The sequence below is a fragment of the Streptococcus salivarius genome (assembly GCF_000785515.1).
GTDB lineage: Bacteria > Bacillota > Bacilli > Lactobacillales > Streptococcaceae > Streptococcus > Streptococcus salivarius.
In genome coordinates, this window is sequence record NZ_CP009913.1 from 1,210,037 (window position 1) to 1,222,627 (window position 12,591).

Below are 12,591 nucleotides of genomic sequence, written 5' to 3' on the forward strand. Positions count from 1 at the left end.
CTTCACCTACTTTTTATTATTGACTTTATTGGTTCGAAACTCCTTCTATGAATTGGAGTAACACCAAAATTATCTAGGCCAGACAGATGATCCTTGGTACCATAGCCTGCATTTTTGGCAAATGCGTAACCAGGAAACTCCTGATCATAATCAGCCATCATCTTATCCCGGGTTACCTTTGCTACGATAGATGCTGCCGCAATTGATAAAGAATTAGCATCCCCTTTTATAATTGATGTTTGTCCTATTGGTAAGTCCAAAGTCATGGCATCAATTAACAAATGTTCTGGTTTGGGACTAAGTTTTTCAATAGCTTCAACCATAGCAAGCTTGGTTGCTTCATAAATATTAACATCGTCAATCACATGATTGTCCTTTATACCAATCCCGACAGCTACCGCTTCCTTCATGACCTGCTTATAAATAGCTTCATGTTTTGATTTTGGTATTTTTTTACTATCATTAAGACCTTTTATTTTGCAAAGCTTTGGTAAAATAACCGCTGCAGCTACCACTGGCCCAGCCAAAGGGCCACGTCCAACTTCATCAACACCTGCAATGAGTTCAACTCCCTGAGCATAAAGCGATTTTTCATAACTGAGCATCATCTCTAAGCGTTCTTCCTCAGCAATCTCAGCTAGGATAGCTTTACGGCGTTGCTTAATGGCAGTCTGTACACCAGCTCGACTGTCTTCCTCAAAACTTGCCCATCGATGATCGTCAAGGTCTGTCAAAGTGGCCAATTGCTCTTTGACTTCTTTAATTGTCGCCATCAGTATCGACCCCAACAATATCAAGTGTGTAACGTCCTAGTTTTCCATCACGAACTTCTTTGACAAATAGATTATAGAAACGGTCATAATCTTCACGGAAGCCAAGTTTTCGAGTCATTTCCATAATGATTTCTGGTGCCTCTTCTTCAAGGTCAATCCCTTTAAAGCGTTCCTCTAAACGTTCAGGATAGTAAGTTTTAAAATAGTTGAGTCCAAAAATCGTGACTTCATCCATTGGCAAAAGCTGGTCCTTGATAGCTCCGGTCAAAGCAAGCTTCAAGCCGACTAATTCATCTTCAAACTTAGGCCACAAAATCCCAGGAGTATCCAGAATTTCCAAGTCCTTATTAGACTTCAACCACTGTTGACCTTTTGTCACACCAGGTTTATTTCCTACAACGGCAATTTTTTTACCAGCCAAACGATTCATCAAGGTAGATTTCCCTGCATTTGGAATCCCAATAATCATGGTTCGCAAGGTCTCTTTCTGAATACCACGTTCACGTAGTCGTTGAATCTTGTCAGCCATAAGACTCTTAGCAGCATCTGTCACCATTTTAACTGTAGATTGTTCCTTGGAATTGATGGCCAAGGTTTTAATCCCTTGACTCTCAAAATAGCTACGCCACTCTTTTGTACGATTACTATCAGCAAGGTCAGCCTTATTGAGAATTAAAAGTTTTGGTTTATCGCCAACAATTTTAGTTAGCATGGGATTTTGACTTGACAGTGGCAAACGTGCATCCACTAAAATTGTTACAAAATCAACATGCTTAAGATTCTCCTGAACTTGTCGACGAGCTTTGGACATGTGACCAGGAAACCATTGAATAGTAGCCATGTATATCTCTCCTCTTTATTTTCTTAGTAAAATATGATTTAAACTCTTTAAAAAAAGCCAAAGACTTGGCTTTACTTTACTTATATTATATCAGATTTAGTTTAAGATGCCCAATCGATAAAAGTTGACTAAGCCTCAACAGGCATAAAGTTACCGACAATTTTACCAATGATTCGGGGATCTTCGTCATAGGGTGCAAACTTGTCACCATAACGTTTATTAAGAGAAACTAAACGTAGACCATCTTCCTCACGATAAACTTTTTTAATATAGGTTTGACCATCCCAGTCTACAGCATAAACAGCTCCATCATAATCAAAACCTGTTTGTTTGATTAACACTACTTCACCATTTAGGTAGGTAGGTTCCATAGAGTCTCCAAATACCCATGATGCAAAATCATGATCCAATTCTTCATCATAGAAAACTTCATCATAATTGCCATCACCAAAGTAAGTGTAACCAGTTCCGGCTGATAAACGCTCGAAAACTTTGTAAGAGTAAAGCGGAACAACAGGTGCTTTTTGCTTTTCTGCTTCTTGCTCTTCTAGGAGAGCCTTAGTGAGTCGCAAAGCTTCTTGGCGATTTTCCTCATTTAATTCCAAGTAGACTTCTACAATCTCATGCTCAGAAAGAAAATAGGTCTCAGCTACACCAAAAAGTTCGGCCAAAACCGAAAGGTTCTTTTGATTAGGTTTCGTCTTACCATTTTCCCAATTAAAATAAGAGGAGCGTGAAATTCCTAGATGCTTAGCTACTGATGCTTGGCTCATTCCTTGTGCTTCTCGAATTTCCTTAAGTCTTTGTCCTGAAAACATGGCTACCTCCGTAAGTTAATAAACTAACATAAGTTTATCAAAAAAAGTAGTTGTTTTCAAGTGAAACTAACTACTTTTACATTTCTCTTTTATCTCATTCTTTAACTAAAAATCCTAGATGGTTAAGTGCCTCTTCAATATAATCTATATCTTGCTCACTATCTGCTTCGACAAGATGATAATGAACACCGTTTGTCAAATCAGATAAGGGGCGAAAGTCATTTGACGAGGCCTGGTCTAAAAAATGACTAACATCTCGACGACAAGTCAATTTCAACAAAGTCTGAATTTCTCCATAAACTGGATGATCTATCATGATATTTTGAATACGGCCTCCATTATCAACAATAGCCAAAAGCTCATCCTCCATATCGGACACTTTATGATTCACCTTAAATAGTCGATGTACATAAGAATTGTCATCGCTACTTTTATAGATATATCCCCTATTAGTTGAAATAATCTGGGCACCATCTGCACGCAAGAGGGCAATATCTTGAACAATGATTTGACGTGTCACACCAAAATGCTCCGCCAAACTCTGTCCATTCATTGACTCTTTAGCTCCCTTTAAGAGTGCCAATAATTCTTGTTTTCGATTTGAAGCCATAGACCAACCATCCCTCTTTCAATTAGCGTATTTTTCGAATACTTTTGAAAATCGTTAATGCTATAACATAGTCTATCATACTATGGACAATAGTGCCAAAACCAACTAAAACAAAGAGAACATAGAATAGTTTTTGGAAATCCTCTCCTGTTACGGAATAAAAAATCACGCAAGCAAGAACTTCACCTATGGCATGGATAAGACCTAAAACAAAGTTGAAAAGTAATGATGATTTATGGTTTTCTATCGTTTGTGGAAATTTTTTCAAATAGAGTGCGCCTAAAAAGCCAAATATAATATGTGAAAAGGCCCTAAAAACAACCACAATCGGATAGCCAGCCATAAAGTATCCCAAACTAGAGGCTAAGATAACAAAAGCAGTTACCCAGGGAGATATAAACATGGCTAGAAATATTGGAACATGACTCCCCAAAGTATACGAAGCCGGTGGGATAATCAGTTTAATTGGCATGATACTTGGGATAAGGATAGCAATTGCAGTTAATAAAGCTGCAAAGGTCATTTCTTGAATTCTCTTTTTAGGTTTCATAATCTACTCCTTTTTACTGTATATACATTAGTATATTACAGTGTATAGTTGTATAAGTCAATATTTTTCAGAAAAAAACACTAGAGCAAAATGTCCTAGCGTTCTATGTTTCTTATTTACGTTTTTTCTTAGCTTTTTTCATCTTATTAGCTTGACGCTTCATCGCATGTTTCATGGCAAATGAACCAACCTTACCTTTAAGGCCACCACCAAGCATTTGGCTAAGATCCATATTTCCAAGATCTGGCATACCAGCGCCACCCATCATGCCTTCAAGAGCAGACATGTCCATATTACCCATATCCGGCATATTTGGCATGTTTTTTGGCAAATTATTTGGGTTAAGACCCATTTGACGCATCATTTGCTCCATATCACCAGACATAACACCTTGCATCATTTGTTTTGCCTGGTTAAAGTCTTTAATAAACTTGTTTACTTCGATGAAGGTATTCCCTGAACCATTGGCAATCCGGCGACGACGACTTGGTGTCAAAAGATCTGGATTTTCACGTTCTTCAGGTGTCATAGATGATACGATAGCACGTTTGCGCGCAATTTGTTTTTCATCTACTTTAACATTAGCCAAGGCTGGATTGTTAGCCATACCTGGCAACATCTTGAGCAAATCCTCCATTGGACCCATATTTTGTACCTGGTCTAATTGGTCAATGAAGTCATTGAAGTCAAAGGTGTTTTCACGCATCTTTTCAGCCAACTCAAGAGATTTTTTCTCATCGTACTCTTGAGAAGCTTTTTCGATAAGGGTAAGAAGGTCACCCATACCCAAAATACGACTTGACATACGGTCTGGGTGGAAAGTCTCGATATCCGTAATTTTCTCACCAGTACCCGTAAATTTGATTGGCTTGCCGGTAATCTCACGAATAGAAAGAGCCGCACCACCACGTGTGTCCCCATCAATTTTAGTAAGAACAACACCAGTGATATCTAGCTGTTCGTTGAACTCCTTGGCAACGTTAGCAGCTTCCTGACCAATCATGCTATCCACAACCAAGAGAATTTCGTTTGGATGAGCAAAATCCTTAATATCATGCAATTCTTGCATGAGAGTCTCGTCAATCTGCAAACGACCAGCCGTATCAATCAAGACATAGTCATTCTTGTTGGCACGCGCTTGTTCCAAACCATTTTTGACAATCTCAACTGCTGGTGTCTCTGTTCCCATATCAAAAACAGGAACATTGATTTGTTGCCCCAAAGTCTTCAACTGATCAATGGCTGCTGGACGATAGATGTCCGCCGCAATCATCATTGGACGGGCCTCTTGTTCCTTAATCAACTTATTAGCCAATTTACCAGCAAAGGTTGTCTTACCAGCCCCTTGGAGACCAACCATCATAATGATTGTTGGAATCTTTGGAGATTTTTCAATTTCAGATGTTTCAGACCCAAGAATCTCTGTCAATTCTTCATTAACAATCTTGATAATTTGTTGTGAAGCATCAAGAGTATCAATGATTTCGTGACCTACAGCACGTTCACGAACACGTTTAATAAATGTCTTAACGACTGGTAGCGCTACGTCTGCTTCAAGAAGTGCCAAACGAATCTCTTTAGTGACTTCTTGAACTTCTTTCTCTGAAAGTTTTCCTTTACGTCTTAAATTTTTGAAAACGCCTTGCAAGCGTTCCGTTAAGCTTTCAAAAGCCATATATCATTTCCTCTCTTACTTTCTGCTTGAATCTAATCTCTATTATCAATGCTGCTGAGCACAGCAATTTGTTCCTGAAGATAGCTATCGTCTGGATATTTTTCCATGATATCATCAAAAATTTGGCTACGGACGATGTAATCTGAATACATATGTAATTTCATCTCGTAAGCTTCTAAAATCTTCTCAGTACGCTTGATGTTATCATATACTGCCTGACGACTCACACCAAATTCCTCGGCAATTTCTGCCAAACTGTAATCATCCGCATAATAGAGCTCAATATAGTTCATCTGCTTATCTGTTAACAGTGCAGCATAGAACTCAAAAAGGGCATTCATGCGATTGGTTTTTTCAATTTCCATAAGCTCCATTTTACCATAAAATCATGGTGTTAGCACGATTCTTGTGCAGAAAAAAGCAGTGACTTCTAATTATTCTCCAAATAAAATTCAAAACGGTCACCAACATAGTAACTTCGTACATATTCGAAAGCCTGACCGTCTTGGAGGAAGGAAATTTGTGTCAGACTCAGGAGAGCATCACCAGTCTTAACCTTGAGGTGCTTGGCTAGACTACTATTGGCCAAACTAGCTGATATGGTCTGCTGACTTTTCCCTATTTCATAGCCGTTATCAGTTAAGGTCTTGAAGAAATGTTCGGTAATTTCTGATTCCTTAAAACCTCGGATAATTTTCTCAGGGATACTGGCAATCTCATAGGCAACTGGAAGATCATCCGCAAAACGAACACGTTCCATACGAATGACATTAGACTGTGGTAAGACACCTAAATTCTTGATTTCAAATTCATTGGGATGCACACGTTTATATGAAATAAGCTCACTAGACGGTTTCTTGCCTTGGGATTTAACAATCTCTGTGAAACTCGTGGTTCCACGCATCTTTTCCTTAACTCGACTGCTGGCCACAAAAGTACCACTGCCTGGTTTACGTTCTAAAATACCCTCGTCTACTAAAAGCGTTATGGCCTGACGCACAGTCATACGACTCACGTCAAAAGTTTCGCAAAGATCTCGCTCGCTAGGGAGACGTTGCCCGATTTTCCAAGTACCGTCATCAACATCTGCCTTAATCTTATCATGTATGCGAATATATGCTGGTAGCATCTAATACCCCCTTCTTTACCCCTATTTTACAAAAAAACTAATAGAATTGTAAAGGTGACGACAAGACTTACAGTTTATCGTATAAATCTAGGTGCTAAGTCCTTAAAATTGTGATACAATGATTGCATAAGAGTCCATGTGTGACGTAAAAAGAAAGGGTAATAATGACTGACATTTCTACTTTGAATGATGTGCAGAAAATCATTGTTCTAGACTATGGTAGCCAATACAATCAGCTGATTGCACGTCGTATTCGTGAATTTGGCGTTTTCTCTGAATTGAAAAGCCATAAAATTACCGCTGATGAAGTCCGTGCCATCGATCCTATCGGTATCGTACTTTCAGGTGGTCCTAACTCTGTTTATGCCGAAGATGCATTTGGTATTGACGAAGAAATTTTTGAACTTGGTATTCCAATTCTTGGTATCTGTTACGGAATGCAACTATTGACCCACAAACTTGGTGGTAAAGTTGTTCCTGCTGGTGAAGCCGGTAACCGTGAGTATGGCCAATCAACACTTCGCCTTCGTGCCCAATCAGAACTCTTTGCAGGGACTCCTGAAGAACAAGTCGTTCTTATGAGCCACGGTGATGCTGTTACAGAAATTCCAGAAGGTTTCCATCTTGTTGGTGACTCAGTAGATTGCCCATTCGCCGCAATGGAAAATACTGAGAAAAACTTCTACGGTATCCAATTCCACCCAGAAGTTCGTCACTCTGTATATGGTAACGATATCTTGAAAAACTTCGCTTTCGGTATCTGTGGTGCCAAAGGTGACTGGTCAATGGCTAACTTCGTAGATATGCAAATTGCACAAATTCGTGAAACAGTCGGTGACCGTAAAGTCCTTCTTGGACTCTCAGGTGGGGTTGATTCATCTGTTGTTGGTGTCCTTTTGCAAAAAGCTATCGGAGATCAATTGACATGTATCTTCGTTGACCACGGTCTTCTCCGTAAAGGTGAAGGTGACCAAGTTATGGAGATGCTCGGAGGTAAATTTGGCCTTAACATTATCCGTGTTGACGCTTCTAAACGCTTCCTAGATCTCTTGGCTGGTGTTGATGATCCTGAGAAAAAACGTAAAATCATTGGTAACGAGTTTGTTTACGTCTTTGATGACGAAGCAAGTAAACTTAAAGGTGTAGACTTCCTAGCTCAAGGAACGCTTTATACTGATATTATTGAATCAGGTACTGAGACAGCGCAAACAATCAAATCTCACCACAACGTTGGTGGTCTTCCAGAAGATATGCAGTTTGAATTGATTGAACCACTTAATACCCTCTTTAAAGATGAAGTACGTGCCCTTGGTACTGAGATGGGAATGCCTGATGAAGTCGTTTGGCGTCAACCTTTCCCAGGACCAGGACTTGCCATCCGTGTTATGGGTGAGATTACTGAAGAGAAACTTGAAACCGTTCGTGAGTCTGATGCTATTCTTCGTGAAGAAATTGCCAAAGCTGGTCTTGATCGTGATGTATGGCAATACTTCACTGTTAACACAGGCGTACGTTCTGTCGGTGTTATGGGTGATGGCCGTACTTATGACTACACTATCGCTATCCGTGCTATCACTTCAATTGATGGTATGACAGCCGACTTTGCGAAACTTCCATGGGAAGTTCTTCAAAAGATTTCTGTACGTATCGTTAACGAAGTTGACCACGTTAACCGTATCGTCTACGATATTACAAGTAAACCACCTGCAACTGTTGAGTGGGAGTAAAATATAAACCTAATTTAAAGTGACTTGATTGATTTAACAGCATTTTGAATTGTTTTAAAGCGCTAAAATCTAATTAATTATATTTGGTTCCCCACCAAATACCCCACCAGAATTTCTTTCTGGTGGGGATTTTTTATATCTTATTTAAAAAATAAACCAATAAGCAATGATATGGGGTCAGAAAAATTTTTCCTTTTCTGATGTTCAGTATTAACTCTTACAACATACTTAGACAATGGGGAAAAATCAAAACACTCAGATAGTTCTTTATTTATAAAAATTTCACTTTAACCATTTGCTATATTGCTTTCATTGACATTTAACCCATAAATTTCAAAATCATGATAGAATCCATTATAGAACTCTAATTGGGAAATTTCACTTTCCTTTTTAAAACCTAAACTGATTGGTATAAACTTACTTTTAACATTATCAACATCTATATAAATCAAAAGCTTATCAATTTTAAATTTGGATGGAATGATTTTTATTAATTTTTTTAACCCCTGCTTTACAAAACCTTGATTTTCATATTTTTCTGATATCCAATACACAATTTCGGCTTGATGTTTTTGTAAATCAATATTATGTATATCTATCATCCCTACTGGTTTCTGATTGACACAAATTGTTAACATAAATAACTCATTGCGCTCCATTTTTTCACGTGCATACTTTATAAACGCTCTTTCATTTTCAATACTTTTCATATCTTCCACCCAAGGAAGCCACATAGCAAGACGTTCTCGTTCAGTAGAAACAATCTCATATAACCCTTCACTATGTCTATCGGATATATAAAAAAGTTGGCATCGTTTCCCACGTGATTTAAACTCTATGAATAGTTCCGAGTCCAAGTTGGTAGAATCCACTTCATTCTCCTTGTTATAAATGATAATATTCTTTAACTTCTTTATTTACGAAATCATTATATAACTTTTTTACTACTTTTCAAATGACTAAAATTTTGTCTATCTTTTTGAGTACAGTACATATTACAACTACAAACGAATTAAGGTAAAACTAAAAGGACCTAGTCCTATATAGTAGAGAACTAAATCCTTCACTTAAATTATTTGTCTAACTTTCTAGTATCAGTTCAAGTTTACACCACTAGACTCTTCACATAGTCAGGGTAGCACAGAAAGATGTTTGCTTACTTAGTGAAATCCAATACTTTACGTCCTTGAATTTCACCTTTTTCCATTTGGTCAAAGACCTCTACCGCTGTATCAACAGGAACAGTTTCAACAACTGGCACTACCAAGCCTTGTGCACCGAAGTCGAAGGCTTCTTCCAAATCCTTACGTGTACCTACAAGAGATCCAACAACACGGATACCATCTAGAACTGTTTTGACAATTGAAAGCTCCATATATTCAGATGGGAGACCAACCGCAACGACTGTTCCACCAGCACGTACACTATCGACAGCTTGATTGAAGGCAACTTTAGAAACAGCGGTTACAACAGCACTGTGTGTACCACCAGTTTTTTCTTGGATATAACCCGCTACATCTTCAACTTCTTTACCGTTCACAACTAAGTCAGCACCAGATTCTTTAGCCAAATCAAGTTTATCTTGGTTGATATCAACGGCCACTACTCGTGCATTGAAAACTTTCTTAGCATATTGAATAGCCAAATTACCTAGTCCTCCAGCACCATAAATAGCTACCCATTGACCAGGTTCAACTTTAGCTTCTTTAATAGCTTTATAGGTTGTAACTCCCGCACAAGTAATAGATGAAGCTTGAGCTGGATTAAGTCCTTCTGGAACTTTCACAGCATAGTCTGCAGTAACTAAAGCATAGTCACTCATACCACCGTCAACACTATAACCAGCATTTTTTACAGAACGGCAGAGTGTTTCGCGACCAGTCGTACAATATTCACAATGGCCACACCCTTCGAAGAACCAAGCAATTGATACACGGTCACCTTTTTTAAGTGTTTCAACACCTTCACCAACTTCTTCGACAATACCAATACCTTCGTGACCTAGTATACGACCTGGTACTTGACCAAAGTCTCCATGAGCTACGTGAAGGTCAGTATGGCAGACACCGCAATATTCAACTTTAACCAAAGCTTGACCATGACCAACTACAGATGGTTTTTCATGATCAACAACTTCAACACCTGTACTTGCTTGATTAACAACAACTGCTCTCATCTTAATTACCTCCATATGATAACTTTAACACCTTCATTATAGCACTCACACAGACAATGTCAACGCTTACATAAAGCTTTTCTTAGCTTGCGAAAACTTTCTTGAAAACTCTCTATACAAGTGGAATTGCTACTATTTCTGCTGCTGATATTGCTTTGTTTCAATCATTTCCAAGATACCTATACTGTCTCACAAGTGTCTTGGAATCCGGTAGACTGACTTCAAAATGGAAATAATGATTGCGTCCATCTCTGGCATTCTCTTTATTTAATAGAAAATAATTCTTTTGACTGATAGCCATCTCCCTCATAATATCATCCGTCAAAAAGGTTAAGGGAATATCCATGGCAGAATAGCGATAAAAGTCTTCTTCAAATTTTAAATAGCTATCAGAAAAATAGTCAATTTGAAGTTTATCATCATAAATTTTTCTCTTCCTCATCTATGTTTTCAACCCCCAAACTAATTTCTAATATATCCTTTGTTCGAATACATTTATGTCGCTTGCAAGATTTTATAGTAACTTGATTAAAATCCAAGTCAACCACATAGCCACTACATCTACAGCGCCTACCTTGATCCTTTATCTGGAAACTTCCCAATAATTGACCTGAATAAAGCTGGTTTAATAAAGTAAACTTCTCTAAATCATCCAAATGACTCCTAAGATTTTCTTTAGTCTTATCTTCATGTAGGGAGCTTGTATGTTCTGATAAGAAAAAGCCCATCCACTTCATCATTCCCCTGTCTTGATGTTCCCTAGCTGATTGAAAGGGAAGGTAACTACGGTCTATCATTTTAAGCCATCTAATCCTCCAGCAGAGTGCCCACCAATAAGCTTACTTCGAGCAAGACTCCTAGATGCCTCCTGTAAAGCAGTTGCTTTTTGAATGGTCGTAAAGCCAAATTCCTGTCGAATACTATCTATAACTGCCTGAAGTCTTTCTTCTTTATCAATGTCATCTGGATTATCAAATAAAGAAAGAATCTGAAGCCTTTCATCTACAAAATTTGCATAAGAGACACTGACACTTCGAACAGCCCCTCCTTGATATTTCTTCCTAAAGAGTTCAATGACATGGCTTATTAGTACTCTTGTATTATTAGCGGGTTCAATCTTCATCTGTGCTTGTAGCGAACGCTTGCCCTCTAACTTTGAAAATCCAATGCTGATGGAAACTTGACAAGCTTTCTTATGGGCTCGTCTTAACCTAATAGCTACCTGTTCTGCCATCTCTCTTAGAATCAATTCAATATCAGCTTGACGCTCATAGTCTCGTGGCAAGATTTGGGAATTCCCTAAGCCATGTGACTTTGGTTTATAAGGTTTATGAACATTACTCTCATCGATACCGTTGGCATGAAAAAAAAGATCTAAACCCACAATACCTAACTCCTTTTTAAGAGTATCAGGATTGCTATTAGCAAGTTCTCGAATAGAGAAAATCCCCAACTTGTTTAAACGCTTCTCCATCCGCTTTCCAATCCCCCAAAAATCGGTCATATGGGGAATATTCCAAACCTTAGTCTCGACATCTTCATAGGACCAGTTGGCTCTCATAGTAGCCGTATGTTTGGCCTCATTATCAAGAGCTAACTTGGCCAATAAGGGATTGCTGTTAGACATCCCAACTGTCGAGTAAATGCCTGTCTCCCTCCAAATATCTCTTTGAATACGCCCTGAAATCATATCTAACTTATCTTTTCTTGTAACTGTTCTATCGGGAATAAAGTAATTCAGTGACGACGTGAGATCAATGAAACCCTCATCAATGGAATAAGGAAGAATGTCTTCAACACTGGCATAATTCTGGAAAATGTGTTGAATTTGGATATTCTTTTTTATATAGAGGTCCATTCTAGGAGGAACGATAAAGGTAACCTTAGCCCAAGATTCGATGTAATCTACAAAAGCTCTATCCGTTGGAAGTCCCTGCTTTTTGGCATTATAATAATGAAACTTACGAGAATGAATGTCAAAAGGTAAGTCATAAGAACGACTAACATTTGACTTGCCAAAAACCTGCTTAAATATGGGGGAGGAGGCTAATATCAAACCATTAGCATTTTCAGCCCTGCTCATCACACATAGAGAAGTCTTAAGAGGGTGCAGCCCACGTTCAACACACTCTACACTCGCATAGAAAGATTTCATATCTACAAAAGCAATATCACTTTGCGGTTCTCTTGAATAATCAAAATATCCCATGCTCACCCTTTCGTTAGTTTATAAACTAACACTAGTATAAAATATAACTTGTTTTATTTCAAGTATTTTCCACAAAAAAATAA

At 38.3% G+C, this 12,591-nt stretch carries 14 protein-coding genes; 1 reads left to right on the forward strand and 13 read right to left on the reverse strand.

The features are described from left to right. Nucleotides 1-2: 2 nt before the first annotated feature. From rnhB to SSAL8618_RS05855, 8 genes are all read right to left on the reverse strand, one after another. A complete protein-coding gene (gene rnhB, locus SSAL8618_RS05820; protein ID WP_038676136.1) occupies nucleotides 3-773 on the reverse strand; it encodes a ribonuclease HII in 771 nt (256 codons plus the stop codon). Further along, entirely contained in the window at nucleotides 760-1,614 is an 855-nt protein-coding gene (gene ylqF, locus SSAL8618_RS05825; RefSeq protein WP_038676138.1) for a ribosome biogenesis GTPase YlqF, read from the reverse strand. Before ylqF ends, rnhB begins: the two co-directional genes overlap by 14 nt. A 128-nt stretch (nucleotides 1,615-1,742) precedes the next feature. Next, a complete protein-coding gene (locus SSAL8618_RS05830) occupies nucleotides 1,743-2,432 on the reverse strand; it encodes an XRE family transcriptional regulator (protein WP_013990509.1) in 690 nt (229 codons plus the stop codon). 94 nt (nucleotides 2,433-2,526) lie between these two features. Continuing rightward, nucleotides 2,527-3,042: a transcription repressor NadR gene (locus SSAL8618_RS05835; protein ID WP_013990508.1), complete on the reverse strand. Its 516-nt coding sequence runs from the start codon at nucleotides 3,040-3,042 to the stop codon at nucleotides 2,527-2,529. A gap of 22 nt (nucleotides 3,043-3,064) precedes the next feature. Then, nucleotides 3,065-3,592: an ECF transporter S component gene (locus tag SSAL8618_RS05840; protein WP_002883896.1), complete on the reverse strand. Its 528-nt coding sequence runs from the start codon at nucleotides 3,590-3,592 to the stop codon at nucleotides 3,065-3,067. Nucleotides 3,593-3,704: 112 nt separating this feature from the next. Further along, a complete protein-coding gene (gene ffh, locus SSAL8618_RS05845; protein WP_002883924.1) occupies nucleotides 3,705-5,267 on the reverse strand; it encodes a signal recognition particle protein in 1,563 nt (520 codons plus the stop codon). A 32-nt stretch (nucleotides 5,268-5,299) separates the two neighbouring features. Then, nucleotides 5,300-5,632, reverse strand: coding sequence for a putative DNA-binding protein (locus SSAL8618_RS05850; protein ID WP_002883908.1), 333 nt, complete (start codon nucleotides 5,630-5,632; stop codon nucleotides 5,300-5,302). Between the two features lie 65 nt (nucleotides 5,633-5,697). After that, on the reverse strand, nucleotides 5,698-6,396 hold the full coding sequence (locus SSAL8618_RS05855) for a GntR family transcriptional regulator (protein WP_038676141.1): 699 nt from the start codon (nucleotides 6,394-6,396) through the stop codon (nucleotides 5,698-5,700). A 164-nt stretch (nucleotides 6,397-6,560) separates the two neighbouring features. Here SSAL8618_RS05855 and guaA point away from each other — a divergent pair, with 164 nt between their 5' ends. After that, complete coding sequence (guaA, locus tag SSAL8618_RS05860) at nucleotides 6,561-8,123, forward strand: glutamine-hydrolyzing GMP synthase (protein WP_002883901.1); 1,563 nt, start codon at nucleotides 6,561-6,563, stop codon at nucleotides 8,121-8,123. Nucleotides 8,124-8,410: 287 nt separating this feature from the next. Here the strand turns inward: guaA and SSAL8618_RS05865 are convergent, their stop codons facing one another. The 5 genes from SSAL8618_RS05865 to SSAL8618_RS05885 form a co-directional block, all read right to left on the reverse strand. Next, on the reverse strand, nucleotides 8,411-8,995 hold the full coding sequence (locus tag SSAL8618_RS05865) for a GNAT family N-acetyltransferase (protein ID WP_038676144.1): 585 nt from the start codon (nucleotides 8,993-8,995) through the stop codon (nucleotides 8,411-8,413). Nucleotides 8,996-9,279: 284 nt separating this feature from the next. Continuing rightward, on the reverse strand, nucleotides 9,280-10,299 hold the full coding sequence (gene adhP, locus SSAL8618_RS05870) for an alcohol dehydrogenase AdhP (RefSeq protein WP_037611373.1): 1,020 nt from the start codon (nucleotides 10,297-10,299) through the stop codon (nucleotides 9,280-9,282). A gap of 160 nt (nucleotides 10,300-10,459) precedes the next feature. Further along, nucleotides 10,460-10,741: a DUF5960 family protein gene (locus SSAL8618_RS05875; RefSeq protein ID WP_037611375.1), complete on the reverse strand. Its 282-nt coding sequence runs from the start codon at nucleotides 10,739-10,741 to the stop codon at nucleotides 10,460-10,462. Further along, on the reverse strand, nucleotides 10,719-11,096 hold the full coding sequence (locus tag SSAL8618_RS05880; RefSeq protein ID WP_037604998.1) for a hypothetical protein: 378 nt from the start codon (nucleotides 11,094-11,096) through the stop codon (nucleotides 10,719-10,721). Before SSAL8618_RS05880 ends, SSAL8618_RS05875 begins: the two co-directional genes overlap by 23 nt. Continuing rightward, a complete protein-coding gene (locus SSAL8618_RS05885) occupies nucleotides 11,093-12,508 on the reverse strand; it encodes a Y-family DNA polymerase (protein ID WP_038676147.1) in 1,416 nt (471 codons plus the stop codon). The genes SSAL8618_RS05880 and SSAL8618_RS05885 overlap by 4 nt, the downstream gene beginning before the upstream one ends. Nucleotides 12,509-12,591 lie beyond the last annotated feature (83 nt).

What these genes read in the sequence shown, in the direction of transcription:
- rnhB (WP_038676136.1), bottom strand. Translation starts at nt 773, where the DNA reads ATGGCGACAATTAAAGAAGTCAAAGAGCAATTGGCCACTTTGACAGAC.
- ylqF (WP_038676138.1), bottom strand. Translation starts at nt 1,614, where the DNA reads ATGGCTACTATTCAATGGTTTCCTGGTCACATGTCCAAAGCTCGTCGA.
- SSAL8618_RS05830 (WP_013990509.1), bottom strand. Translation starts at nt 2,432, where the DNA reads ATGTTTTCAGGACAAAGACTTAAGGAAATTCGAGAAGCACAAGGAATG.
- SSAL8618_RS05835 (WP_013990508.1), bottom strand. Translation starts at nt 3,042, where the DNA reads ATGGCTTCAAATCGAAAACAAGAATTATTGGCACTCTTAAAGGGAGCT.
- SSAL8618_RS05840 (WP_002883896.1), bottom strand. Translation starts at nt 3,592, where the DNA reads ATGAAACCTAAAAAGAGAATTCAAGAAATGACCTTTGCAGCTTTATTA.
- ffh (WP_002883924.1), bottom strand. Translation starts at nt 5,267, where the DNA reads ATGGCTTTTGAAAGCTTAACGGAACGCTTGCAAGGCGTTTTCAAAAAT.
- SSAL8618_RS05850 (WP_002883908.1), bottom strand. Translation starts at nt 5,632, where the DNA reads ATGGAAATTGAAAAAACCAATCGCATGAATGCCCTTTTTGAGTTCTAT.
- SSAL8618_RS05855 (WP_038676141.1), bottom strand. Translation starts at nt 6,396, where the DNA reads ATGCTACCAGCATATATTCGCATACATGATAAGATTAAGGCAGATGTT.
- guaA (WP_002883901.1), top strand. Translation starts at nt 6,561, where the DNA reads ATGACTGACATTTCTACTTTGAATGATGTGCAGAAAATCATTGTTCTA.
- adhP (WP_037611373.1), bottom strand. Translation starts at nt 10,299, where the DNA reads ATGAGAGCAGTTGTTGTTAATCAAGCAAGTACAGGTGTTGAAGTTGTT.
- SSAL8618_RS05875 (WP_037611375.1), bottom strand. Translation starts at nt 10,741, where the DNA reads ATGAGGAAGAGAAAAATTTATGATGATAAACTTCAAATTGACTATTTT.
- SSAL8618_RS05880 (WP_037604998.1), bottom strand. Translation starts at nt 11,096, where the DNA reads ATGATAGACCGTAGTTACCTTCCCTTTCAATCAGCTAGGGAACATCAA.
- SSAL8618_RS05885 (WP_038676147.1), bottom strand. Translation starts at nt 12,508, where the DNA reads ATGGGATATTTTGATTATTCAAGAGAACCGCAAAGTGATATTGCTTTT.